The 24,742-nt window shown below is 64.4% G+C and carries 23 protein-coding genes; 11 read left to right on the top strand and 12 right to left on the bottom strand.

The window, feature by feature from the left end; genetic code table 11:
- Window positions 1–55: 55 nt before the first annotated feature.
- Window positions 56–940, bottom strand: coding sequence for a hypothetical protein (locus tag ACQR1W_RS37120; RefSeq protein ID WP_434855409.1), 885 nt, complete (start codon window positions 938–940; stop codon window positions 56–58).
- A 372-nt stretch (window positions 941–1,312) separates the two neighbouring features.
- Window positions 1,313–1,627 (bottom strand): hypothetical protein, encoded by a 315-nt coding sequence (locus ACQR1W_RS37115; protein WP_434855408.1) that lies wholly within the window; start codon window positions 1,625–1,627, stop codon window positions 1,313–1,315.
- Between the two features lie 512 nt (window positions 1,628–2,139).
- Between ACQR1W_RS37115 and ACQR1W_RS37110 the strand changes: the two genes are divergently transcribed.
- Window positions 2,140–2,880: a hypothetical protein gene (locus tag ACQR1W_RS37110; RefSeq protein WP_434855407.1), complete on the top strand. Its 741-nt coding sequence runs from the start codon at window positions 2,140–2,142 to the stop codon at window positions 2,878–2,880.
- A 43-nt stretch (window positions 2,881–2,923) separates the two neighbouring features.
- Here the strand turns inward: ACQR1W_RS37110 and ACQR1W_RS37105 are convergent, their stop codons facing one another.
- The 3 genes from ACQR1W_RS37105 to ACQR1W_RS37095 are packed head-to-tail and all read right to left on the bottom strand — an operon-like array spanning window position 2,924 to window position 3,865.
- Entirely contained in the window at window positions 2,924–3,517 is a 594-nt protein-coding gene (locus tag ACQR1W_RS37105) for a hypothetical protein (protein WP_434855406.1), read from the bottom strand.
- 22 nt (window positions 3,518–3,539) lie between these two features.
- A complete protein-coding gene (locus ACQR1W_RS37100) occupies window positions 3,540–3,665 on the bottom strand; it encodes a hypothetical protein (protein ID WP_434855405.1) in 126 nt (41 codons plus the stop codon).
- Window positions 3,662–3,865, bottom strand: a complete 204-nt coding sequence (locus tag ACQR1W_RS37095) for a hypothetical protein (RefSeq protein WP_434855404.1) — start codon at window positions 3,863–3,865, stop codon at window positions 3,662–3,664. Before ACQR1W_RS37095 ends, ACQR1W_RS37100 begins: the two co-directional genes overlap by 4 nt.
- A gap of 190 nt (window positions 3,866–4,055) precedes the next feature.
- On the opposite strand from ACQR1W_RS37095, the gene ACQR1W_RS37090 reads away from it, so the two are divergent.
- Window positions 4,056–4,712, top strand: a complete 657-nt coding sequence (locus ACQR1W_RS37090) for a TetR/AcrR family transcriptional regulator (protein ID WP_434855403.1) — start codon at window positions 4,056–4,058, stop codon at window positions 4,710–4,712.
- Between the two features lie 69 nt (window positions 4,713–4,781).
- Here the strand turns inward: ACQR1W_RS37090 and ACQR1W_RS37085 are convergent, their stop codons facing one another.
- Window positions 4,782–5,483: a TetR/AcrR family transcriptional regulator gene (locus ACQR1W_RS37085; protein WP_434855402.1), complete on the bottom strand. Its 702-nt coding sequence runs from the start codon at window positions 5,481–5,483 to the stop codon at window positions 4,782–4,784.
- 382 nt (window positions 5,484–5,865) lie between these two features.
- On the opposite strand from ACQR1W_RS37085, the gene ACQR1W_RS37080 reads away from it, so the two are divergent.
- The 6 genes from ACQR1W_RS37080 (at window position 5,866) to ACQR1W_RS37055 (ending at window position 13,187) form a co-directional block, all read left to right on the top strand.
- A complete protein-coding gene (locus ACQR1W_RS37080; RefSeq protein ID WP_434855401.1) occupies window positions 5,866–6,966 on the top strand; it encodes an efflux RND transporter periplasmic adaptor subunit in 1,101 nt (366 codons plus the stop codon).
- On the top strand, window positions 6,963–8,039 hold the full coding sequence (locus ACQR1W_RS37075; RefSeq protein ID WP_434855400.1) for an efflux RND transporter periplasmic adaptor subunit: 1,077 nt from the start codon (window positions 6,963–6,965) through the stop codon (window positions 8,037–8,039). Before ACQR1W_RS37080 ends, ACQR1W_RS37075 begins: the two co-directional genes overlap by 4 nt.
- Window positions 8,036–11,140 (top strand): efflux RND transporter permease subunit, encoded by a 3,105-nt coding sequence (locus ACQR1W_RS37070; protein ID WP_434855399.1) that lies wholly within the window; start codon window positions 8,036–8,038, stop codon window positions 11,138–11,140. Before ACQR1W_RS37075 ends, ACQR1W_RS37070 begins: the two co-directional genes overlap by 4 nt.
- A 15-nt stretch (window positions 11,141–11,155) precedes the next feature.
- On the top strand, window positions 11,156–12,085 hold the full coding sequence (locus tag ACQR1W_RS37065; protein WP_434855398.1) for a LysR family transcriptional regulator: 930 nt from the start codon (window positions 11,156–11,158) through the stop codon (window positions 12,083–12,085).
- A gap of 151 nt (window positions 12,086–12,236) precedes the next feature.
- The gene (locus ACQR1W_RS37060) at window positions 12,237–12,521 is read left to right on the top strand and encodes a DUF3551 domain-containing protein (protein ID WP_434855397.1); all 285 of its coding nucleotides are present in this window, start codon (window positions 12,237–12,239) and stop codon (window positions 12,519–12,521) included.
- A gap of 105 nt (window positions 12,522–12,626) precedes the next feature.
- A complete protein-coding gene (locus ACQR1W_RS37055; protein ID WP_434855396.1) occupies window positions 12,627–13,187 on the top strand; it encodes an NYN domain-containing protein in 561 nt (186 codons plus the stop codon).
- A gap of 149 nt (window positions 13,188–13,336) precedes the next feature.
- Here the strand turns inward: ACQR1W_RS37055 and ACQR1W_RS37050 are convergent, their stop codons facing one another.
- From ACQR1W_RS37050 to ACQR1W_RS37035, 4 genes are all read right to left on the bottom strand, one after another.
- Window positions 13,337–13,774: a hypothetical protein gene (locus tag ACQR1W_RS37050; protein ID WP_434855395.1), complete on the bottom strand. Its 438-nt coding sequence runs from the start codon at window positions 13,772–13,774 to the stop codon at window positions 13,337–13,339.
- A 105-nt stretch (window positions 13,775–13,879) separates the two neighbouring features.
- Entirely contained in the window at window positions 13,880–14,164 is a 285-nt protein-coding gene (locus ACQR1W_RS37045) for a hypothetical protein (RefSeq protein ID WP_434855394.1), read from the bottom strand.
- A gap of 331 nt (window positions 14,165–14,495) precedes the next feature.
- Window positions 14,496–15,704, bottom strand: a complete 1,209-nt coding sequence (locus tag ACQR1W_RS37040; protein ID WP_434855393.1) for a PepSY-associated TM helix domain-containing protein — start codon at window positions 15,702–15,704, stop codon at window positions 14,496–14,498.
- Window positions 15,705–15,870: 166 nt separating this feature from the next.
- On the bottom strand, window positions 15,871–18,201 hold the full coding sequence (locus tag ACQR1W_RS37035; protein ID WP_434855392.1) for a TonB-dependent siderophore receptor: 2,331 nt from the start codon (window positions 18,199–18,201) through the stop codon (window positions 15,871–15,873).
- Between the two features lie 225 nt (window positions 18,202–18,426).
- On the opposite strand from ACQR1W_RS37035, the gene ACQR1W_RS37030 reads away from it, so the two are divergent.
- The gene (locus ACQR1W_RS37030) at window positions 18,427–18,987 is read left to right on the top strand and encodes a carboxymuconolactone decarboxylase family protein (RefSeq protein WP_008970905.1); all 561 of its coding nucleotides are present in this window, start codon (window positions 18,427–18,429) and stop codon (window positions 18,985–18,987) included.
- 19 nt (window positions 18,988–19,006) lie between these two features.
- On the opposite strand, the gene ACQR1W_RS37025 is transcribed toward ACQR1W_RS37030, so the two are convergent.
- The gene (locus tag ACQR1W_RS37025; RefSeq protein WP_434855391.1) at window positions 19,007–19,267 is read right to left on the bottom strand and encodes a DUF3551 domain-containing protein; all 261 of its coding nucleotides are present in this window, start codon (window positions 19,265–19,267) and stop codon (window positions 19,007–19,009) included.
- A gap of 251 nt (window positions 19,268–19,518) precedes the next feature.
- On the opposite strand from ACQR1W_RS37025, the gene ACQR1W_RS37020 reads away from it, so the two are divergent.
- Window positions 19,519–20,664 carry a YihY/virulence factor BrkB family protein gene (locus ACQR1W_RS37020; RefSeq protein WP_434855390.1) on the top strand — a complete coding sequence of 382 codons (1,146 nt, stop codon included), beginning with the start codon at window positions 19,519–19,521 and terminating at the stop codon, window positions 20,662–20,664.
- Between the two features lie 716 nt (window positions 20,665–21,380).
- On the opposite strand, the gene ACQR1W_RS37015 is transcribed toward ACQR1W_RS37020, so the two are convergent.
- A complete protein-coding gene (locus ACQR1W_RS37015; RefSeq protein WP_434855389.1) occupies window positions 21,381–22,979 on the bottom strand; it encodes a glycoside hydrolase family 28 protein in 1,599 nt (532 codons plus the stop codon).
- Window positions 22,980–23,162: 183 nt separating this feature from the next.
- Between ACQR1W_RS37015 and amaB the strand changes: the two genes are divergently transcribed.
- Complete coding sequence (gene amaB / locus ACQR1W_RS37010) at window positions 23,163–24,719, top strand: L-piperidine-6-carboxylate dehydrogenase (protein WP_434855388.1); 1,557 nt, start codon at window positions 23,163–23,165, stop codon at window positions 24,717–24,719.
- Window positions 24,720–24,742: the final 23 nt, after the last annotated feature.

Here is a 24,742-nt window from a genome sequence, read left to right as displayed (position 1 = left end):
GAGACAAAGAGAGCTGGTCGCCCGGCTGCTGTGCCCCGGGCGACCAACTATGCCGTTACGAGGTCATGTCGCCTAGTAGGCCGCGGCGCCGGCCGAAGCGATGATTGGCGTGCAGCATCCAGCCGGAGACCGGCAGGCCATCGCGATGCCTGCCGCCACTTTCCGCGCCGGCCCAGGCGGCGACCGCTCCGAGCAGCAGCGCCGTCGCGACCGAGAACGCAAGGATGACGGTCCCCGCCCGCGCATGAGAGAGCGCGGTCTTGGATGCCGCGATGACGCTGTCGACCCGACGTTCGGCATCGGGCCCGGCGAGCCCGGTGACGCCCGTCACCAGCTGCACGAGGTAGGCCCGATCATCCGAACTGACGCCCGAATGGCTCGAGGACGTCAGCAGCACGCGCCCGGCTTCCGCACGCGCAGGTGCGAGCTCGGCCGTCGGCGGATGCCGTGGCGAGCGGAATAAGTGGTCCAGCTCGTAACTGAGAACCGACGGTTCGTTGGCCGAAGCCGGTCGGGTCCAATCATTCGGATGATTGATCGCGGAAGCGATCAATCCCGAAAGAGCTGCGCCCAGCACGACCGCAAGCGCCCAGGCGGCGATGCCATGAAGGCCGTCACGCCGCTCGGTGTCGTCACCGCGTGGCGCTTCATAGGGCGTGCGAATCCGGCCGGCCATGTAGCCGCCGCAGCCGAAGCTGACCAGCGATTGCAGCACCAGATAGAGGCCCGACAGCAGCCAGAGCGCAACCGATGCGTCGCGCCAGGTGGGGGCGGCCGAGCTCACGCCGAGGCCGACCGTTGCGGCGAAGGTAATGAGAATGAAAGTGACCGCTGCCGCGGTGAGAGCTCCCGCCACGACGGGCGTCCATTGCAGCGTCCAACTATCCAGCGCGGGCCGGGACGCTGCAGTCACGTCCGGCGCAGTTGCTTCGATCGTCATGCCGATGCCTCAGCGGAGACCGAAGAAAGACAGGATGGCCATGATGACCACGATGAGGCCTATCAAATAAATCAGTCCGTCCATGTTGTCCTCCTCAAGACCGTTTCGGTCCCTATAAGCAATGTCGGACTGCAATGTTCCCAACGACGGCGGCTTTCATCTCCAGTGTGCATTGCAAGACGAAGCGATGCGATCCAACAAACATCAGCTGCACGGCAGGAGCGGAAATCATTCCTTCTTGCCGTGCTGCGCCATATAGGCCTTGGTGTGATGGTGTACCGTGCCGTCGCTGTCGCGGTAGTCCCGTTGTTTCAGCGACGCATCGCCGCTGGATGCTTTGGTCTGCGCGCGAGTTTTGCTCTGGCTCCCGTTTCATTCATGCGAATGCCGGGCCGCACGATGGTCACCATGCTCGCGACGTTCCGCCGTGTCGCGCCCGACAATCTTGCTGAACAGTCCATCGGGGTCGTAAACCAGCGCCAGGTTTCGCTCCTCGAATTCTCTGAAGAACTCTTCCCACGAAATCTCGACAAGGTTGCCGTGCTCGGAGTTCGGCGCCTTCGGGAACATGATGCGGATGATTCCGACATCGTCGCCCTTATGCGTCCGATCCACCGCCGCCGGCTTGCCGCCTTGCTGCTCAGCCCATTGGCGGATCGCTTTGTGGTCGGTTGTGACTTCAGACATGAGATCCTCCGCCTATTTGCCTCATGGATGAATGTCCTGTGCGGCATGCGGTTCCTGCGGGCGCAGGGCATGCGAAGAAAATGCGCGGCGACTGGTCAGTTGCTGGATCGCTGGCCCAATCGAACCGATCCAAACTGGAGCTTGTCGGGGGACTGCGCCGGCGGCCGGCCGCGCCTCGTGCGAGAGTTCTGCCGCATCCGCGAGGGGCACCGATCGCATGTCGGATCGTGCGGCCATCAACAGGTAGTGATCACCACGCTCCCGGGCTGCTTGGCGCGCCCGGACGGCCTCGACTTATCCGTTGCCACCGCATCGCCGACGCGCGGTTTCCGCGGGATCTGCGTCGAAATTGGTTTCGGAGTTCCCCGGACAGGCCGAGAATAGCAATGCTCACAAGCGCCGGGACCCCCAGGTTCCAGGCCGGCTTCCGATTTACCTTTGTTTTTTCCTGCATCATACTGCTGACCCATGACTTGGCTTGGACTTGGCTTTGGGGGCCATGGGGGTTTCGTATGAATGCAGATCTGGCGACGGTCGAGCGCAGCCTCGCTGATGAACTCACCGATCACGCTGTCGCGAGCATTCGCGCTGCAGATCATTCCGCGGATCCGTTTCCGCATATCGTTTTTCGCGACTTCTTTCCCGCCTCGCTCTACCGCGAGCTGGTTGGCGCGTTTCCGACCACGGGGTACGACCCGATCACCGAGAGCCGCGTAGCGCTTCGGCTCTATGGCGATCATCTGGAAAAGATCTCGCCTGATCTGCGCGCGCTATGGACCGCAGTCTCGCACATGCTGACGTCCGAGGAGCTCGCGGAGGCGATTGCGCTCAAGCTCCGCGACGGGCTCGAGATTCGCGCGCGAGGCGACAAGATTCCGCTCGATGAGCTCAAGCTGTTCGCAAAGCCGGTCATCTATCGCGACAATGATGGCTACCGCATCAAGCCGCACCCGGATACGCGCAAGAAGGTCGTGACGATGCAGCTGTATTGTCCGACCGATGCCAGCCAGGAAGCTCTCGGCACCACGCTGTACCGGTCATCGCTGAAGGGCCTGTTGCATGTCGGCTCGTATTGTCTGGAGCCGGTGAAGACGATTCCGTTCCTGCCGAACACGGGGTACGCGTTCGTCGTGTTGAAGGCCTATCACTCGCTGCTTGGGATGAGCTGGCACGGGCGGCCGCCGATCGCGACCACCAAGCCGCGGATGTCGATCCTGAACACGTTCTACCGAAGTCAGGCCGAAGGGTTCTGAGCGACCGGAAGCGCCACCTTCTCGGGCGCGATTCCGGGCGTCCCTAACTTCTCGGCAGCTCGAATGGCGCAGTCGTGCGTTGGGCTTGAAGCGCTCGCGGGCCACGTGCTCCCTTGTGCCGGGCGATTAAGCCGGCATGTGGCCGATGCGAGTGCCGGCTGGCCTTCGGCGGCTTCGAGCGATCAGGTGGGACGAATTGCGCGAACGTTTCACGCACATTTGAGCCTTGTATTGACGACGTAGATCCTTCGTTTGTCGGCGGTTCGTCGGGCGCGCGCACGCCACCTGACAGTTGCTCTGATCGAGGCGTCGGAGAGCCTGGCTCTGAGGTGGCCGCCTCGTCATTCGGCTGCGCGGGCAGGTGTGCTGCGTGGCCGGTGTCGATCACCACCGCCTCCGGCCCCTTGACCTCGGAGCGGATACGGATCGGCGGGAGGTTCGTCGCCGCACTAAGGGCTGCGCTCGAGGCCGTTTCTGGCAGCAGACCATCCGCGGCAAACAGCAGCAGCAAGGCGCCGCCGACCCAGAGCAGATAGCTGCGCAAGGGCATCACAGGCCCATCCAGCGCGGCACTGCGTATTAATCGAAAAGGACTGCGCCTCACCTTCATCTCCTTGTCGGCTGTCTCAGCGGGCATTCGCCCGGGCGCTCCGGCCGGCTCAGACTTTGACGCCGCGCCGCCGAAGCTCTGTCTCGATCGCGTCGAAGGTAAATTCGACCGGCAGCAGCGAGACGTTGACCCAGTAGATGATGAAATCGCGCGCGATGAGCAGGGCGGGCGTCATTCAGGCACCCTCCGGGGGATGCGAATCTGGACGGCGTGCCGGGGCTGGGTCACCAGGGCAGGCAGGCCGATCAGCAGCGATACGGCCATGCCCAACGCCAGGCTGGTGACGATCAACCCAAGCCCCACCATCAGGTTGACGCCGACGATCGCAAGGCCTGCGACCGGCCCCTCTGCGAAAAATGAAACGAATGTTGACATCCGTCGCTCCTTGTATAAACTAAACCGTATAGTTTGAATTAGACCCGACCGGCGGCATTGTCAATGGCCGGGTGATGCGAGCAGGCGTGAACTCGGCGGTGCGAGGCGACGGCCTAGGTGCCGGACAACCGACGGGTTCGGCGTGCTGCCGCAGGTCGCAATGCAGAGTGCTCATCAGGAGATCGCCAACATGCATGGAAACATTGCTGGTCAAACCAAATCGTCGCGCACGCGACGCCGTATCCTGCAAGCCACCACCCAGCTTTACCGGGACATCGGCTACAACAAGACCAATGTCGTCGACATCGCGCTCAGTGCCGCGATGTCGCCGGCCAACATCTACCGCTTCTTCCGTTCAAAGAAGGACATCGAGGAGACAGTCGTCGCGGAGCTGCTGGACGAGGTGTTTCAGGCCGCGGCGAATGCCGCTCGTGCCGGCGGCTCGGCCGTTCATCGTCTCGGGGCCGTGTTCCGGACCATCGCGGAGCTGCACGAAGGTCGAAGGACGAACGACAGAAAACTCCATGAGCTCGTCGCCGCGGCAACGCGCGCGAACCGGCCGATGGTCCGCCACTACATCGATCGTATCGACGGCCTGGTGACGCCGATCATCGCCGCCGGGCAGGCTCGCGGCGAGATTCGCGGCGGCAATTCCGCCACGCTGGCCCGGTGCCTGCTTGAGGCGATGGATGATCATGTGATCGTGCGCGACGCCGGCGATGGGCGGGGCCGGCCGACCTTCAATGCGATGCTTGATTTCTGCGTCGATGCGTTGTGCCTGCCGATATCGGGCCGAGACGTCGACAGCCGCGCCGAGCTGCGTCGGAGTTCGTTCGGCCAAAGCTAATGCGTGCATTGGCGTTCAGCCGGTGGTGAGTTACTTATGAACTCGTTTGTGGTCCTCTGAGGCTGGAATTTACATCGAACCGTCAGGGCAGGGCAGCCGTTCCGGTCTTTCCTGCGCTCCGAGCGACTCGCAAGCAGCAAGAAAAAAGCGCACGCGTTCATCCAGGAACGACGGCAGCTCTCTTTTGAGGTCCTTCAACTCCGCGCCGAGCAGCGATCTCATCAGCATCGGAAGCAGGATGATATCCACGAACAGCTGCGCGATTGCGAGCTTGTGGCTGCCGTTGAGCCGCGCTTTTGCCGCGCATGCCGTTGCGTGGGTCGCGTCGTCCAGGAATTCCGAAACCGCAGTGGCGACGCGCCTTTGCGCGGCATCGTGGAGGTCTCGGCTCAATCCGGGGAAGCGCTGCGCCTCGGCGATCATGGCGCGAATGAGGTCCAGCGTGTCGGCAAAAAAACGCTCCACGACCTCCGTGCCGAGTGCGGCGAGCTTGTCCTCGGTCGATCGGCCCTGGGGCACAAAGCCCTCGAAATCCGTCAGTTCGGCGATCGCGCGGCCAACGACCGCAGTGAAGAGTGCTTCCTTGCCGGGGAAATGCGCGTAGATGGTGGGTTTGCTCGCGGGAGCCCGCTCCGCGATCTCGTCGATGCTGGTGCTTCGAAAGCCTCTTTCAAGAAACAGTTGCTCGGCGGCATCGAGAATCCGCTCCCGAACCTTGCCGGCCAGATCCTTGGGCGGCCGTCCGAGCTTGGGCTCGTTGGTCTTCGCCATTCTCCGATCTCCTCCTTGCGCATGTTCTGCGTGAGGCGCACGCCGAAATTCACTTGACACGGCCTCGCTTCAATGAAAAGAAAATAAACAGTGTAGTTTGATAATTCAAGTGCGAACCTCCAATGGGAAGTGCAGGAGGGCGCCGTCCGCCTGCCGAAGGCAGTGAGGAGATTAAGGTGGTTCTGTTCAGCCAGGCTTTGCCGGTGTCTGGGGATAGGAGTTGGCCGTGCGAGCCTGCGCGGCGCCTCGGCGACGCGTTTGCCAGCACTCCGATCAGCGGGTCGGCCCTGGGGCGGGCCGCCATCGGCAGGCTCGCCAAAACTTGCTGCTCTCGCGGTGCCGGAGGCGCCGCATCGTCCCGGTGTCACTCCATGGATCTGTCATGACATACCGCTTTCCTTCCATCGTGAGGCGGCTGGGTGGGGTCGTCGTCGTGTTGTCGACGGCAACACTGAGCGCCTGCGATAATCACACGCCGGCGCCGACCACCCGCGCTGCCTTCGTTCGCACGGCTGTCGTGCAGCCGCGCGTGCAGCAGGACTCGCTCACATTGACCGGCGAAGTGCAGGCCCGTTTCCGCGCCGATCTCTCGTTCCGCGTCAGCGGGCGAGTGATCTCACGACTGGTGGAGGTCGGCAGCCATGTCGAGGCCGGGCAGGTGCTGGCTTTGCTCGATCCTGCCGAGCAACAGGCCGATGTCGATGCCGCGACGGCGGCACTGGCCGCAGCGGAGTCCCAGTTGCGGGTGGCGAAAGCGACTTTCGAACGTCAGAAGGCGCTGATCACCAGTGGCTTCACCACCCGGCCGAGCTACGATCAGGCGCAGGAGGGATTGCGAACCGCCGAAGGGGTTCTTGAGTCTGCGAAGGCGCAGCTCGGATCGGCAAAGGACGCGCTCGGCTACACCAGCCTGCGTGCCGAAGCGCCCGGCGTGATCACCGCGCGCAATCTGGAAGTGGGGCAGGTGGTCCAGGCTGCCCAACCCGTCTTCACACTGGCCCAAGACGGGGCGCGCGATGCGGTGTTCGACGTCTATGAATCGATTTTCTTCGGCGACCTCGACGGCAATCGCGTGTCTCTGGCACTGATCTCCGATCCCGCCGTGACCGCGACCGGCTATGTCAGGGAGGTCTCGCCCGCGATCGATGCGAAGCGCGCGACGATCCGCGTCAAGGTGACCATCCAAGATCCGCCGCCGGCGATGACATTGGGAAGCCCGGTTGCCGGGACCGGAAAAGGCAAGCCGCAGCAGCAGATCGCATTGCCCTGGACCGCCTTGATGGCGGCGGGGGCAAAGCCTGCGGTCTGGACCGTCGATCCCGCCACCATGACCGCGTCGCTGAAGCCGGTCACGGTGGCCGGCTATGAGGCCGGTGAGGTGTTGATCAAGGCCGGGCTTCAGCCCGGTGACCGCATCGTGGTCGACGGGGGCAAGCTTCTGAGCGCAGGCCAGCGCGTGACTTATGAAGGGGACCGCTCATGAAGAGGCGCGCGATATATGCAGCCGGCCTGCTTGTGTCGGCGCTGGCGCTGGCTGGTTGTCAGCAGGAGACGAAAGCTCCAGAACCGGTGCGGCCCGTGCTGTCGATGGCGCTTGAGCCGAGCTCCTCGGATGCTACGCTCGCTGTGGGCATCATCGAGCCACGGTTCAAGACCAACCTTGCCTTCCGCGTGCTCGGGCGCCTGACCTCGCGTCCGATCAATGTCGGGGACCTCGTCACGGAAGGACAGACCGTCGGCACCATCGATGCCACGGCGCTCGAGCTTGCCGTGCGCGCGGCCAAGGCCGAGCTCGCCAAGGCGGAAGCGCAACTTGCAAGCGCACGCGCCACGGAAGAGCGGCAGCGGACGCTGATCACCAGCGACGCCACCACCAAGCAGACCGTCGACAACGCCGAGCAGGCACGGGCGGGCGCCGAGGCCTCGGTCGCGCGCGCCCGGGCCAGTTTGACCAAGGCGATCGAGCAGCTTGGCTATGCGCAGCTCAAGGCGGACTTCGCCGGCGTCGTCACCGCGGTCGGCGCAGAGGTCGGACAGGTGGTCTCCCCCGGACAGAGCGTAGTCACGGTCGCAAGGCCAGACGTGAGAGAAGCCGTTGTCGATATCGGTGCGGATTTTCCGCTTCCCTTGGTGGCCGGGTTGCCGTTCACGGTGAGCCTGCAGCTGCTTCCCTCGGTTCAGGTCGAAGGCAAGATCCGCGAGATCGCGCCGCAGGCCGATCCGGTGACGCGCACCTGGCGGGTCCGCATCGCGCTCGACAATCCGCCGTCGAGCTTTCATCTCGGCACCACCATCACGGCCAAGTTCAGCGAGCAGCAAGGCCCGATCCTTCGCGTGCCTGAAACCGCCGTGCTGGCCAAAGACGGTGCCAATTTCGTCTGGGTGGTCGACATCGCCGCCAGCACCGTGTCGCTGCACAAGGTCGATATCGCCACTGATGAAGGTGGCATCCGGATCACCGGCGGAATCGCGCCGGGCGCTCGCATCGTGAGCGCCGGCGTGCACAGTCTCAAGGAAGGACAGCAAGTCCGCATCCAACAGGATCAGAACTCATGAAGTCGTTCAATCTGTCCGACTGGGCGCTCGGACATCGTTCGCTCGTCTGGTATTTCATGATCGCCTTCATGGCGGCAGGTCTGTTTGCCTATTTCCAGCTTGGGCGGCAGGAAGATCCTGATTTCACCATCAAGACCATGGTGATCCAGGCGCAGTGGCCCGGCGCATCGCCCGAGGAGATGACGCGTCAGGTCACCGACCGGATCGAGAAGAAGCTCGAGGAGCTGGAATCGCTCGATTACACCAAGAGCGTGACGGTTGCCGGCCAGACCACCGTGTTCGTCTATCTGCGCGACACGACCAAAGCGGCTGACGTCGCTCCGACCTGGGCGCGGGTCCGCAACATGATTGCGGACATCAAGGGTGACTTTCCGCAAGGCGTCGTCGGGCCGGGATTCAACGACCGCTTCGGCGACGTGTTCGGCAATGTCTATGCCTTCACCGCCGATGGCTTGACCCAGCGCCAGCTGCGCGACCAGGTCGAGGACATCCGCGCCAAGGTCCTGACCGTGCCTGATGTGGGCAAGGTCGACATTCTGGGCGCGCAGGACGAGGTGATCTATCTTGAATTCTCGACCCGGAAGGTCGCAGCCCTGGGCCTCGACGTTCAATCGATCATGGCCTCCTTGCAAGGGCAGAATGCGGTGACGCCATCCGGCATGTTCCAGGCCGGACCGGAGCGGATCAGTGTCCGCGTCAATGGCGCGTTCACGTCGGAGGCGAGCCTGAAGGCGGTCAATCTGCGGGTCAACGACCGCTTCTTTCCGCTGACCGATGTCGCGACCATCACGCGCGGCTATGTCGATCCGGCGAAGACGCTGTTCAGGTTCAACGGCCAGCCCGCGATCGCGCTCGCGATCGGCATGAAGTCCGGCGCCAACCTGCTGCATTTCGGCGAGGCACTGCAGGCGGAGATGTCGAAGCTCACCGCGGACCTTCCGATCGGCGTCGGCGTCCATCAGGTCGCCGATCAGCCGGTCGTCGTCGAGCATGCAGTCTCGGGCTTCACCGAGGCGCTGTTCGAGGCCGTGGTCATCGTCCTCGGCATCAGCTTTCTCAGCCTGGGCTTGCGCGCAGGGCTGGTGGTCGCCATCGCCATTCCGCTCGTGCTCGCCATCACCTTCGTCGTCATGGCCTATGACGGCATCTCGCTGCAGCGGATCTCGCTGGGGGCGCTGATCATCGCGCTCGGCCTGCTGGTCGACGACGCCATGATCGCGGTCGAGATGATGGTGGCGCGGCTCGAGATCGGCGATCCCCTGGAGAAGGCGGCGACCCACGTCTATACGTCGACGGCGTTTCCGATGCTGACGGGCACGCTGGTCACCGTGGCCGGCTTCATCCCGATCGGGCTTAACAGCAGCAACGCCGGCGAGTTCACGTTCACCCTGTTCGTGGTGATCGCGGTTTCGCTGATCGTGTCGTGGATCGTCGCGGTGCTGTTCACGCCGCTGCTCGGCGTCACCATCCTGCCCGCCAAGATGCAAGGCCATCATGAGGGGAAGGGCCGGGTGGCGCAGATGTTCTCGCGCCTGCTGCTGTTCTGCATGCGCCATCGCTGGAGCACCGTTGCCGTGACGGTCGGTGCCTTCCTCCTGGCGCTGGTCGGATTGCAGTTCGTGCAGCAGCAGTTCTTCCCGTCGTCGGACCGCGACGAACTCGTGATCGACTGGAACCTGCCGCAGAATGCCTCGATCGCCGACACGAATGCGCAGATGGCGCGCTTCGAGCGCGAGCAGCTGCAGGGCAATGACTCGGTCGAGCATTGGTCCACCTATGTCGGCACCGGCGCGCCGCGCTTCGTGCTGTCGTTCGACGTGCAGACGGCGAACACCTGGTTCGGCCAGATGGTCGTCGTGACCAAGGGCGGCATCAAGGCGCGCGACCGCGCCAAGGCGCAGTTCGAGGACTATCTGAAGACGACTTTCCCGGGCACCGACACCTACGTCAAGCTGCTCGAGGTCGGCCCGCCGGTCGGGCGTCCGGTGCAGTACCGCGTCAGCGGACCGGATATCGCGAAGGTCAGGGAGCTCTCGCAGAAGCTTGCCGGCATCGTCCGCGGCAATCCGCATCTCGGCAACGTCGTCTTCGACTGGATGGAGCCGGCGCGCGTCGTCAAGGTTGACGTGCTGCAGGACAAGGCCCGTCAGCTCGGCGTGACCTCGCAGGATATCGCTACCACCCTGAACGGGGTGCTGGAGGGCTCGCCGGTGACCCAGGTGCGCGACAGCATCTATCTCGTCAACGTGACGGGGCGGGCGACCGCGCCGGAGCGCGCCTCGATCGACACCCTGCGGGGGCTGCAATTGAGCGGGCTGAATGGCCAGTCGGTGCCGCTCGGTGCCGTCGCCAATTTGCGCTACGAAATCGAGCAGCCGACGATCTGGCGGCGCGCGCGGATTCCGACCATCACGCTGAAGGCGGGCGTCGTCGACAATGTGCAGCCGAAGACAATCGTCGATCAGCTGGCGCCGCAGGTGGCGGCCTTCGCCAAGGACTTGCCGGCCGGCTATCGGGTGAAGATCGGCGGCTCGGTCGAGGAGAGCGCCAAGAGCCAGGCGCCGATCATCGTTGTCGTGCCCTTAATGCTGTTCGTCATGGCGACCGTGCTGATGATTCAACTGCAGAGCTTCCAGCGGTTGTTCCTGGTGTTTGCGGTCGCCCCGCTCGCCCTGATCGGCGTCGTCATGGCGATGCTGCCGAGCGGTGCGCCGCTGGGCTTCGTCGCCATTCTCGGCGTATTGGCGCTGATCGGCATTCTGGTTCGCAACTCGGTGATCCTGATTGTCCAGATCGAGGACCTGAAGAAGGAGGGGCGGCGAGCCTGGGACGCAGTGGTGGAGGCGACCGAGCACCGGATGCGGCCGATTTTGTTGACCGCAGCCGCGGCCAGCCTCGCGCTGATCCCGATCGCGCGGGAAATCTTCTGGGGGCCGATGGCCTATGCGATGATGGGCGGCATCATCGTCGGCACGCTGCTCACGCTCTTGTTCCTGCCGGCGCTCTATGTGGCGTGGTTCCGGATCAAGGAGGAGCCGCATGATGAAGCGGCGACCGGGCCCGTCGTCGCGGCCGTCCATGCCGCGCCGGCTGCGGCCTGATCCGTCGGGGCTGACATGGCGATGGATCTCGTCGACGCGCTGGCATCATTGGTCCGGGTCACGGAGACCGGCTCGTTTTCGGCCGTGGCGCGCGAGCGTGACGTCAGCAAGGCGGCGGTGGCCCGCCAGATCTCCTACCTGGAACAGCATTTCGGCGTTCGCCTGCTGCATCGAACGACGCGCAAGCTCAGCCTGACCGACGACGGGCAGATGCTGCTTGGTCTCGCCAAGCCGGTGTTGCAAGGCATCGAGACCATCGAGGCTGTGCTCGGGCAACAGAGTGCTTCCCCGGTCGGGCTGGTGCGGGTCGGGCTGATGGTGGCCGCCAGTCATTTCATCGCGCCGCGGCTGCCGGATCTGTTGGCGGCCCATCCCGGGCTCAAGGTCGAGCTCGTGGTCAGCGACCGGTTTGGCGACATGATCGAAGACCGGCTCGATCTGGCGATGCGGGTCGGCGAGATCACTGATATTTCGGTGATTGCGCGCCGGGTCGGGATCGCGGCCCGCGTGGCTGTCGCCGCGCCGAGCTACATCGCGCGGCATGGGCAGCCTGCAAACCCGCAGGAGCTCGGACGCCACACCTGCATCGTCCACGACGTCGGCCCCGATTCGGATACCTGGACCTTTGCCGGGCCGCATGGCGTACAGGATGTCCGAGTGTCCGGCGCGATCCTCGCGAACGATACCGTCGCGGTCCATCTTGCCGCACGCACCGGCTACGGCATCGCCTTCCTGCCGCTCGTCCAGGTCGTCGACGACCTCCGCAAGGGCGAGCTGGTGCGTGTCCTGAGCGACCATCCAGCGCCGGGGGTGCCGTTCAGCCTGGTCTACTCGTCGCGCCGGCATCTGGCGCCGCGCACCCGCCTCGTCATGGACTTCGTCATCGAACAAGTGCGCCAGATGCGTACGACGCTGTCGGCGTCTTCCGAAGAGGTGATCATATAGTTCGTGTAGCACGCGACTGACCGTCAGGACATGGCAGATTGGCTCGTATCACGCGACAGTCTTTCGCGCCGCGCCTGGTTTTTCAGCTCAGGAGATCGCGCTAGCTCTCCACCCGTCTCCTTCACCAGAGACCAGCATCACGGAGAGCAATATGAGCAAGATGATCACCTTCAGCGCGATTGCCGCCGCGCTGGCTGCCGCAACCATTTTTGCGCAACCGGCCGCGGCCAAGGACTACGAGTACTGCCGCCAGGACTATTCGGGCGGCACGCGGGTCTGCAGCTTCGACACCGCAGAGCAGTGTCTCTCGACCGTCGCCGGCCGCGGCGGCAGCTGCTTCCGCAACCCGTTCCTCGGGGATACCAGCGCTGTCCGCACGGTCCTGGCTTACGCGCCGAAGGCCCGCGTCCGTTCGCACCGTCATCACGCCGACTGACGGCAAAATCTTGCGGGTACTGGCGCGCGGCGCGCCGCCAGAACCCTCAGCCGACTGCAGTTTGAGTTTCGTTTCATTCAGCCGAGTTCAGCTTACTGATCAATCATGTCATTTCGCACCAACAGGGTCGCAATCTTCATCGACGGCCCCAATCTCTACGCAACCTCCAGAGCCCTCGGCTTTGATATCGACTACAGCCGGCTGCTTCGGGAATTCGAGGGTCGCGGGCAGCTCATGCGCGCCTGCTACTACACGACCGTGATCGAGGATCAGGAATATTCGTCGATCCGGCCCCTGGTCGACTGGTTGGACTACAACGGCTATACGGTCGTGACCAAGCCGACCAAGGAATATATCGACGCCAACGGGCGGCGCAGGGTGAAGTCCAACATGGACATCGAGCTTGCGGTCAATGCCATGGAGCTCGCGCCACATATTGACGAGATGGTGCTGTTCTCCGGCGATGGCGACTTTCGCTCGCTGATCGAAGCGGTGCAGCGTCGCGGCGTCCGCGTGACCGTCGTCTCGTCGATCGCCTGCCAGCCAGCGATGGTGGCGGACGAGCTGCGCCGCCAGGCCGACGAATTCCTCGACCTCAAGCAGCTGCAACCGAGAATCGGCCGTAGCCCTGTGGAGCGTATCCGGACCGCGGTCGGCGAAGCCTGACGGGATCCCCACAGCAGACCGGGCGAACGCCACGCGGGTCCGGGGCGCCTGGCAGGAGATCACGAAAGCCGCGCAAGCTTACCACACAAGCAAAAGCCGGGATGCGTCCCACCCCGGCTTTCGCCATGCTCAGAAGGGCAGGCGGACGCCTAGTCCGAGCCCGCGAGCTGCAATTCGCGCCGGCAGGCGTCGCTGAAGTCACGCAGCGGATCGACCTCCCTGACAAAGCCCGGCACGTCGGCGAAGGATCGGTTGGGCGAGACATAGGTCGCGATGATCAGGGTAGCGACCTTCTCGGCGGCGGCGATCACTTCGTCACTCGACAGAATCTTCATCTGTCCGATCAGCGCATACATGTCGACCAGTGTCGAAATCTCATAGCCGTCGCTGACCAGCGCGTCGGCATAGAGCCGCGAAGTTTCCGCGATGAAGCTCTTGTACAGCTTTTCGCGCTTGGCGGCTGACCGCGAATGGCGGCGGACGCGGTTCTTGCGGCGCTCGGCCGCCCAATTGGTGATGATGCTCGAGATCGCACCGAAGGCCGATCCTCCGAAGGCCGCCAGGGCTGGGACGTAGATGGTGTTCATGCTCGTTCTCCTCCGCTCTTCCGGCGCCTGTCAGGCGAGAGCACCGTGCCGGAATGGCCCGCGCCTGCGGCAGCCCTGACTGTCGCAGGTAATGATTCGCGCACGCTATCTGCGCTCATGTCCTCTGATCGAGGCCGTCGCCGCACGTCCGTCGAATACCGACCTGCAGGCATTGCTCAGAGCCGCCTTGTGCTGCCGCAGGCAGGCTTCGACCCGGCCGGCATCGGGAATGTCATAGCTGCAGAGCCGGAATGCGTCCGGCGTGCACGCCGCTTGCTGCTCCGGCGTGCCGCGATTCTCGCCATCATCCTCCTGGGCCATGGCCGGCTGTCCGCAGATGCAGGCCGCAGCCAGTATGATTCCCGCAAGGCTGTATTTTGATATGGTCATCACGTCCTCGTCGTCTTCAATGTCAAACTATACGGTATAGTTTAATAATTGAGCAGATACGGCCTGTCAACCTGCAGAGTGCCGGGCAGCTATTCGTTTGCGCGGGAGCATTGTTTGATGCTGCGCATGGATAAATGCGCGCAAGGCTGCCTCCATGGCCGGTGGCGCCCAATCATCCTAGGGATCGGGCGCGACCCGCAGGCCGCGCGGGCGGCTAGAGACACGGCTGGGCAGCTTGGGCAAGGATGCGGGGCCGGTGGCCGAGCGGGCTCAGATTATCGGATCAGCGAGGTCTGGTCCGTCCGAGCGTAGTTGTCCCGCCAGCGCGCGCTCATTCGCCGGGAACGAGGCTCGGCCGCGGCGCTGTTCGCACCAGGCGCCGGTGGCGCCGGCGTGACAGATAGAGCAGGAGGCCGGTGACGACGAACAGCGGCATCACGGCCGCAGCCAGCATGAACAGGAGCTTGCCCGGCCAGCCGAGCACGCTGCCGCGGTGAATGTCGAGCACGCGGGCCAGGATGCGCTCGCCGGTGGTCTTGTCCGCATAGAGCTCCGAGGCGAGGATCTGACCGGTCGCGGCATCGATGCGAAATTCATCGCGCGCGCCGTCAGCAGCGCCATGTGGCCATGATCTGATGCGGACCACCGTGCCGGCCCCTTGCGGCGGGATCAGTTGCGCGCTTGCGTAGCGGTCGCCTTGCGCGTGGAGAAACGCCTCCCACGCACGATCGAGGCTGATCGGCGCGCCCTCCGGCCTCTCCTCGCTCTTGATACCAGCCCTGCCGTCGCTCGTGCGTGTGGTGCGCGGCGGCTGCCGCGCCATCGTCGCAGTGGCTGCGCCGGGCCGCGAGAGCAGCCATGTCGCGCCGCTCTTGTACCAGTCGAACGAATACCACAGGCCAGTCAGCGCCATCACCAGATAGATCGGCAGCACCCAGGTGCCGATGACCGTGTGGAGCGAGCGATGCAGGCCGCGTCCGCTCAAGGCCAGATTGGGCTTCAGCCACAGCTTGATGCTGGTGGCGCGGTGCGGCCAGCGCAGCACCAGCCCCGAGATCATCAGCGCGACCAGGCCGAGCACCGCGATCCCGGTGATCTGCCGGCCATAGCCGTTGCCATCGCCGGGGATCAGCAGCCACCGATGCAGCCGGCGCACCGTGGCGAAGAACTCTTCGCCGTGTGGCGTGCCGAGCAGGCGCGCATCATAGGGGTCGACATAGACCGAGAACGGCCGGGCACGATCCGCGCTGCGGGCAAAGCGGATGCGCACCGCGGCGGCCGGATCGCTCGACATCGTCATCCCCGACAGCTTGCCGAAGCCGTGCTCCGCCTGCAGCCGCGTCACGAGCTCGTCCGGCGCCAGCCTCAGTGTCGCGCGGGCCTCGACCTGGGTCATCGCGGCATTCAGGTTGGCCTGGATCTCATCCTCGAAACTCATGATCGCGCCGGTGATCCCGATCACCGCCAGCACGAGCGAGAGGAGGAGACCAATGATGGAGTGGAGTTCCAACAATACGGATTTGAGGGCGGACTTGATCATGAACCGGGAGGATTGAAGGCAGTGGAGATATCGGCATTGCGAGTTTCGCAGCGCTGATGACCGAGCAGCGCGGCGCACCATAACGGCGTGACGTTCGGGTCGCCACCCGATCCGACGCTGTCCAGTTTGTAATAGCTCCAGTTTTGCGCGCGTCTTTCGTCGCGCGTCAAAACTTCACCGTTGCCGACAGCGACAGGCGACGCGCCTCGCCGAGCGCCACGTTCAGGACGCTGTTGGCGGACGGGTAATAAACCTTGTCGAACAGGTTCTTGACGTTGAACTGATAGACCACCGGCAGGTTGTCGTATTTGGTCTCATAAGTCGCAAAGATATCCGCAACCGTATAGGCCGGCAGCACGAAGCTGTTGGCGGCATCGCCGGCCCGGTCGCCGACATAATGCGCGCCACCACCGAGCCGGAGACGGCCGGGCAGACTGGTACCGAAATCATAGACGAGATAGAGCGAGGCCGTGTTCATCGCCGCGTTCTGCAGCTTGTTGCCGGCAAGTGTCGGGTCGTCGACCACGCGCGCATCGGTGTAGCCATAGCTGCCGATCACGCTCCACTGGTCGGACAGTCGGCCGGTCACGTCGAGTTCGACGCCGCGTGAGCGGACCTTGCCGGCGGCGTGGGCCTCGTTGAGGCCGGTCGCGGTGTTGAGCTGCGTCACCAGCACGTTCTTCTTGTCGATGTCGTAGAACGCCAAGGTGCCGGACAGCCGCTTGTCGAGATCGAATTTCAGGCCGGTCTCCCACTGCGTCCCTTCTTCGGGGGCGATGGCCGAGGTCACCACGAAATTCGTCAGCGCGGAATTGAACGCTGCGATGGTCGACGTCGGTTTCAGCGATTGCGTATAGCTCACGTAGTAGGAGAGCTCGTCGCTCAGCTTGACGATCACACCGCCGAGCGGCAGCAGCTTGTCGCCGGAGAGATTGGTGTTGGCGACGAAGGGGCGGCCCTTGCCGGCGAGCTGCTCATATTGCATCCAGCGGACGCCGCCGACGAGCGCAAACCAGTTGGTCAGGTGCACCGTGTCCTGGTAGAAAAATGAGCGGGTGCCGAGCTTGTCGGTCTGATCGCTGTCGGCGGCCGACACCGTCGTGCCCGGCTGGACCAGCCCATACACCGGGTTGTAGACATTGAAGCTGGGCGTTGCCTGCCGGATCAGGTCCTGGCGATAGATCGTGCGATATTGCGCGTCGCCGCCGAACAGCACTTCGTTGCGCAGACCGCCGAGCCAGACGTCACCCTGCAGGTAGGACGTGCCGTAGCTGACATTGCTGAGCGAGTTGTGCGTGCCGTCGTCGCTGCGGGTCTCGACACCCGTCTTGGCGTTCACGCCGGTGATACGGAGCTGATTGGCACTGAAGGTCTCGGTGTTGTAGCCGTAGGCGGCCGTGACCTTCCAGACGTCGTCGAGCTTCTGCTCGACCGAAGCCTGCATCAGGTCGGAATTGCCCCACATGTTGTTGAACGGCTCGTCGAGCCGCCGCGTCGCCGGGATCGCCAGCGGCGCGCCGTTGACGAAGGCGGTACCGCGGTCGAACGGAGTAATGAACTCGCGATGCTCGTAACTGAGCTGGACCGTCGTCGTATTGCCGTACCAGGCCAGCGACGGCGCCACCAGCATTTCGCGGTGACGTCCAAAATTGCGCCAGTAATCCTCGCTGACGCCATAACCGATGAAGCGATAGGCGAGGCCGCCATCGCCGATCGGGCCGGTGATGTCCAGCGTGCCGTCAGAGCCGGTGCGATTGTTGGCATAGGCCGAGCCGAGCAGCGTGATCGAGCCGTGCTGATAGAGCTCCGGGCGCTTGCTGATGGTGTTGACGATGCCGCCGGGATCCATGATGCCATAGAGCAGCGAGGCCGGTCCCTTCAGCACCTCGACGCTCTCGACCGCCGCGGTCAGGCTGCGGCCCTGCACCAGCGGCATGCCATTGCGCATGATCGAGCCGTCGCGGTTGTCGCCGAAGCCACGCCGGAGCACGGCATCCTGAGTGCCGGCAAGCGTATTGGTCTGGGTGATGCCGCTGACGTTGACGAGCGCATCGTCGAGATTGCGCGGCATCTGATCCTTCAGCACCTGCGCGGGCACGACATTGACCGATTGCGAGCTGTCCAGCGGTGAGGTGCTGCCGCGGAGCGTGGTTGCACTCGGCATCGCCCGATAGCCGAGCTTGGCCTCCGTCAGGGCAGCGGCCGCAGCGGCTGCGCGCTCGGACGGCGTCGGCTGCGGTGCCGGCATGGTGCGACCTTGCTGACGCTGCGCCGATACGCGCGCTTGGCGCGTTGGCGAATCAGTTGGGCGCGGCGGCTTCCGCTTCGGAGCCGGCGCTTCCACCGTCACCGGCGGCAATGCTGCTTGCGCGCTTGCGCTCGTTGTGGAGGAGAGGACATCAGCCAACAGCACCACGGTGCCGGCCAGAACATTCAGGCGGTGCTTGCCGGCTCGAGCGCGTCGTACGCCGCGCCGGCAATTCTTCTTCGTCGTCACTTCAAGTCACTTCCAAGTCCAGCGAAACCACGCGCTGCCTCTATCAGCCATCGCTGCTGATGAGAACGTCACCCGGACTTGAATCCCTCTAACAGCGCCGGGGATCGCCGATCGTGCCCGCATCGATGCCGCGCAGGCCGGCCGCGCGTTGCAAGCGTCACGGGAACTTCACTTGCCTGCGCGTGCAATTGCCGTCAGCTTCAAGTCCTCAACAGGAGAGCGATCATGCGTCTACCGATTGTCAGCCCGGCCGAACTCAACGACGAGCAGAAGCCCCTCTATGAAGACATGAAGAAGGGCATGCAGGATCACTTCAGAGGTTTCGTCAACCTGCGCGACGACGGCGCGCTGCTTGGGCCCTGGAATCCGTGGCTGCGCGAGCCGAAATTCGGAAAGCCCGTCTGGGAGCTGGTGAAGGCGGTAGCCTCGGCGCCATCCTTGCCGGCCGCGGTGCGCGAAGTCGCGATCCTGGTGACCGGTTCGCATTTCCGCTCAGCCTATGAGCTTTACGCCCATGTCCTGGTCGCCGAGCAGCGCGGATTGACCGACGAGAAACTGTCCACGATCGTTGCCGGCCAGCGGCCGGTCGACCTTACCAAGCAGGAGGCCGTCGCCTACGATGTCGCCTCGGCCCTGGTCAATGGCGGCGTGCTGCCCGAACTGACCTACCGCGCGGCGGTCGAACAGTTCGGCGTCCATGGCGCGGCCGAACTGTCCTATCTCGTCGGGGTCTATTGCATGGTCTCGGTCACATTGAACACGTTCGACGTGCCTGTGCCGGATTGATACCGGCCATGCCGCGCTATCAGCGGTAATAGCCGCGGGGATAGCCGTAGTAGCCGCGCTGGCGCGCATAGGCGTAGGCCGGATTGATGCCGCAACCGGCCTCGGTTCCCGAAGCGGATGCCAGGCACTGTCGGTAGGTCGAGAATTGACAGTTGCCGGGGTAGCCCCAGATGCGCCCTTGCAGGCAGTAACGATCCTGCGCGGCGTCGGCAGGCGAGAGCGAGGCAAAGCCGGCAACGAGGGTGACGGCGGAGAGGGTAGCAAGTAACAGGCGGCGCATGGGGTGTCTCCAGTCGGTATGGCGATGCTTCAACGCAGGATGCCGCGACGCCGTTCCTGGCGCGCGGTCTCTCGCGATGGTGGCTCATTGTAGTGTCGGCCAAGCCGAGCTGCGTTCAAAGCTGCGACACCGTTGCGGTCTGGTTTGCGCGCAAAATCGGGTCCGTTGCATCGCATAACATGACTGCTTTGCGGGGTCGGAACATTCCGGGACTCCTCCGGTTGCTTGATGCATCAAGACGGACCTGTCCCATGTTCGGCGGATCGAAACAGCCTGGCGCCGGCGGCGGCGCGAACGTGCCCGCGCAATCGACGCAATCCATCCGCCTGCCGGGCGTCGGCAGTGTGCTGGCGCTGCTCGGTATCGCGGTCCTGGTCCAATATATCGATCGGCGGCCCGCCGATCGCGATGGCCAAGGCAGCCGCGAAGAGAGGCGCTCGGGCGGCGGACTCGAGCCCGGGCGCGGGCGTCTGGCCAGCACGCCATCCGAGATCCCGGCGCGCGGCTGGAAGGACATTATGGTCCGGCTCTACGAGGACCTCAGCGAGCACCGCATCCTCGCCTTTGCCGCCGGAATGACGTTCTACAGTCTTCTGGCGATATTCCCGGCGCTGGCCGCGCTGGTCGCGATCTACGGATTATTCGCAGATCCCGCCAGCATCTCGGCCCATCTGGAGCAACTGAATGGGCTGATGCCGGGTGGTGCGATCGATATCGCGCGCGACCAGCTCACGCGCGTCTCCTCGAAGGGCTCGCAGGCGCTCAGCCTCACATTCGTTGTGAGTCTTGTGATCTCCTTGTGGAGTGCCAATGCGGCGATGAAGTCGCTGTTCGACAGCCTCAACGTCGTCTATGGCGAACGCGAGCACCGCAGCTTCATCAGGCTGAACGCGATCTCGCTGCTGTTCACGGTCGGCGCGATCGTGTTCGCGGTTCTGGCGCTCGGCGCGATCGTGGTGGTCCCGATCGTTCTGAACTATGTCGGGCTGTCGGGCGCGGCCGACACCCTGCTGCGGCTCGGACGCTGGCCCGCGATTTTTGTCTGCATCGCGCTGGCGCTGGCGCTGATCTACCGTTACGGCCCCGATCGGGAACAGCCGAAATGGCGTTGGATCAGCTGGGGCAGTGCGCTCGCGGCGGCGCTGTGGCTTATCGCCTCGCTCCTGTTCTCCTGGTACACCGCCAATTTCGGCAGCTATAACGCGACATATGGCTCGCTGGGCGCCGTCGTCGGCTTCATGACCTGGCTCTGGATCTCGGCAACTGTCATTCTGATCGGCGCCGAGCTGGATGCGGAATTGGAGCATCAGACCGCGCGAGACACCACCACCGGCGCCGCCAAACCGCTCGGCACGCGCGGTGCCGCCGTGGCCGATACCGTTGGGCATGCGAGTTGACCGGCGCAGTCACTCGCACGGGTGCTGTCCACTGCGCGCCGACCGGCTGATTTCCCCTGCGCGTTCAGCGCGATCGCGACGATGCCGCCGAATTTCAGAATTTTTCTCTTTCGTTTTTTCGGAAATCATGCTTATTATGCGCCGTCCTGCCTCATCGAGAGGGGCGTACGCGTCGTCACGATACGTGGAGTGCGGGATGCGGTGGCTGCGATGGATTGCGCGATGACGAGCGCAGTTTGTTGCGGACGTGAAAGCGTGTGGTCCTGGTGCCCCGGTGCTGGCGCCAAGTTGGCGACGATGCAACTCGACATCGCTTTGCGTTGCGAGGGCATCGCGCTGATGATGGGGGCAAGAAAGCCGGTCCCCAGGGAGAGCGCGTATAAGCGTTAAACCTGCCGCGCGGGGAAGGCCGGGATGTTTCGGCCGAACCTGTGGTGACTGCCGCCTGCTTTTCTTGTTGCAGGCGGGCCATGGGGGCGGCGAGCTCCCGGTCTTCCCTGCGCCCTCGTTGCGGAGGGTCTCAAGATAGGTGCAAAGCTCGGACGCCCGATGCGCCGCGAGATCGCTGCGGTGCGTGCGGCCGTCGTTCAGACCTTCGCTTTTGGTGTCTGACAGATAGAAGATCGAGACGTTGCATGCGCAGGCGCGACGTTGCGCGCTCAAAGACAAGCGCCGCCTTGGAAGGCGGCGCCAGGTTGGACTCTCGCTCTTGGTCGCTACATCGAGGCCGGCGGCACGTCACAGCCGTTGAGGTCGGAGAGGCCGCCTTCGTTGTCGAACGTGTGGCCGCTGGCCGGCGCGGCGGGATTGAGCGGCGTCAGCGTGACGGCATTGCAGGTCAGCCCAGTGATGTTGCGCAGCCGCATGAAAATGCCACTCGCGTTGGCCGAGGTGATGCTCACTCGGTTCAGCGCGATCTTCAGCACCGGCGATTCCGGCAGGCCGATAATGAGGCCGCCGGTGGTGACGACATTGCGCGCCGTCTTCGGATTGGTGGCGGTGAGATCGGAGATCGTGATGTCATGCACATGCGGCTGCGTCGCCGGAATGTGCGGCTGGCTCAGATCGCCCTGGGTTGCGGTGGGGATGGTCGGATAATATTCGCTGATCGAGATCGGCGTCGTCACGTCGGTCATGGTCAGCCGCTCGATCTTCATGTCGGAGATATCGTTGCCGCGGTCGCGTCCGGTCTTGATGCGGAAGCCGTTATCGGTGCCGAGGAAGGTGATGTCATGGGCGTGAATATGGCTGACGCCGTTGACGGTTTCGCTGCCGACCGACATGCCATGCCCGCGCTTGAAGGTCGAATTCGCGATGTGGACGTGGGTCAGCGGGAGCTTCGGCAGATTATAGGGTGGCTTGTAGTAGGCGAAGGTCGGGACGCCGGGAACGGCAGGATCGATGCCGGGCAGGCCGGACTTCATCGCGACGTCGTCGTCGCCGGTGTCGATGTCGAGATGAGTAAGCCGCACGTCGGTCGAGCCGACCAGGTCGACGCCGTCGGTGTTGGGCGCGCCGGTCGTATCATTGGCGTTGTTGTAGACGCGCAAGCCCTCAACCATCACGTCGGTGTCGTAGCGCAGGCCGAGGTCCCACATCGGCGAGTTGGTCAGCAGCACGCCCTCGATGCGGATGTGCTTGGAATTGTAGAACTCGACCAGCCAGGGGCGTGGCAGGCCGTTCGAGGTCGGGATATCAGGAAAGCCGGGATAGGAGGTCAGCGTCTTGGCGTTGGCGGCGAGCTGCCACCAGCTCAGCGCGCTCGGATTGTCGCTGGTCGCGGCCGCCGCCGGGTCGGCGCCGGAGCCGTCGATGGTGCCGTCGCCAATGATGCCGGATTCGACGACGTCGACGGCCGATATCATCGCCTCGGGCTTGCCCGGCAGGGTCGGGCCGGTGCCGCTCACAGTGGGATCATTGGCGAAGCGGAAGGGATAGCCGATGAAGGCCGGCTGGTAGCGGCTGTGGTCGGTGGTGTTCTTCAGCACGGTCGGCGCATCGATGCGCAGATAGACCCGGCTCTTCAGCTCGATCGGCCCGGTGATATAGGTGCCGCCGCCGCTGATCCGGACGATGCCGCCGCCGGAGCGGGCGCAGCGATCGATCGCGGTCTGGATCGCGGTGGTGTTGTCGGTCTTGCCGTCACCCACGGCGCCATAGCTGCGCGGATCGCACTGCCGGAAGCGATCATCGCGGTCGCCGTAGTCGCGACCGCCGCGATCGTTCATGATGTCGTTGGCACGTGCGGCCCCCACCGCCGCGAGAGATGCGACGCATCCGAACACCAGGATCCATTTCAGACGCTGCTTGCCCATGACTCCTCCCGTTGTGAATAGTTATTTATGGTTGTGCCAAAAATTATCGGAAACGAATGGTGGGGTAAATCGGCCGGGCGGGATCACCAACGATGTTGTTTCGGCATCGAAGCGGTGCGATGTCAGCATTGATCTGGTTCCCGCAGCGCATCGTCTGCTGGGTCTTATGCTTGGAGGTCTGTCATGTCGGAAACGTCAGCCCGATCTTTGGTCCCCGATCTCGCGCGCGAGGCGGCGGGCATCCTGACTGTGCTCGGCGTCGCGCCCCAGTCCATCGTGGGCGGCACCTTGGCGGCGCATTCACCGATCACGGGCGAGGTGCTGGGGCATGTGCACGAGAGCGGCGCCGCGGAGGCGCGCGCCGCGATCGAACAGGCGCACGCGGCCTTTCTGCGCTGGCGGCTGGTGCCGGCGCCACAGCGCGGCGAGCTGGTGCGCCTGCTCGGCGAGGAGCTGCGCGCCAACAAGGCCGATCTCGGCCGGCTGGTCTCGATCGAGGCCGGCAAGATCGTCTCGGAGGGGCTCGGCGAGGTCCAGGAAATGATCGACATCTGCGACTTCGCGGTCGGGCTGTCGCGTCAGCTCTATGGTCTCACCATCGCGACCGAGCGTGCCGAACATCGCATGATGGAGACCTGGCATCCGCTCGGCGTGACCGGCATCATCTCGGCGTTCAATTTTCCGGTCGCGGTATGGGCCTGGAACGCGGCGCTGGCGCTGGTCTGCGGCAACAGCATTGTCTGGAAGCCATCCGAGAAGACGCCGCTGACGGCGCTCGCGACCGATGCCTTGCTGGCGCGCGCGATTGTCCGCTATCGGGATCAGGGCGGCCAGGCGCCGGAGGGGCTATCGGCACTGCTGCTTGGCGGCCGCGACGCCGGCGAGGTGCTGGTCGATCACGCCAGCGTGCCGCTGGTCTCCGCGACTGGTTCGACCGCGATGGGGCGCGCGGTCGGCGCGCGTCTCGCGGGCCGCTTTGCCCGCGCCATCCTCGAACTCGGCGGCAACAACGCCGCGATCGTCGCGCCGTCCGCCGATCTCGATCTGACCCTGCGCGCGGTCGCCTTCGCCGCGATGGGCACGGCCGGCCAGCGCTGCACGACCTTGCGTCGCCTGTTCCTGCACGAGGACATCTATCAAGGCTTCATGCCGCGGCTCAAGCAGGCCTATGCCTCGGTCGCGGTTGGCAATCCCTTGGAGAACGGCACGCTGGTCGGACCGCTGATCGATGGGCGGGCCCATCAGGCGATGCAGGCCGCGCTGGCCGCGGCGCGCGGCGAGGGCGGCGTGGTGTCCGGTGGCGAACGCATCATGGTCGGCGGTTGTGAGCAGGCCTATTATGTGCGGCCGGCATTGGTGGAGCTCGCAACGCAGGCCGGGCCGGTGGCGCAGGAGACCTTTGCGCCCATTCTCTATGTGATTCCCTATCGCGATCTCGACTCCGCGATCGAGCTGCACAACGCGGTGCCGCAGGGCCTGTCGTCGTCGATCTTCACCAACGATCTGCGCGAGGCGGAGATCTTCCTGTCGGCGCGCGGCTCCGATTGCGGCATCGCCAACGTCAATATCGGCCCGTCGGGTGCCGAGATCGGCGGTGCCTTCGGCGGTGAGAAGGAGACCGGGGGTGGCCGCGAGTCCGGCTCGGATGCGTGGAAGGCCTATATGCGCCGCGCCACCAATACGGTGAATTACGGCCGAACGCTGCCGCTGGCGCAAGGTGTGAGGTTCGACATCGCGTGAGTTCGGAGCGGGCTCGGATGGGG

The organism is Bradyrhizobium sp. HKCCYLS1011, from assembly GCF_051167795.1.
Taxonomy (GTDB): Bacteria; Pseudomonadota; Alphaproteobacteria; order Rhizobiales; family Xanthobacteraceae; genus Bradyrhizobium.
Note: the sequence above shows the minus strand (reverse complement) of the source record. Positions and strands in the feature narration are given on the sequence as shown.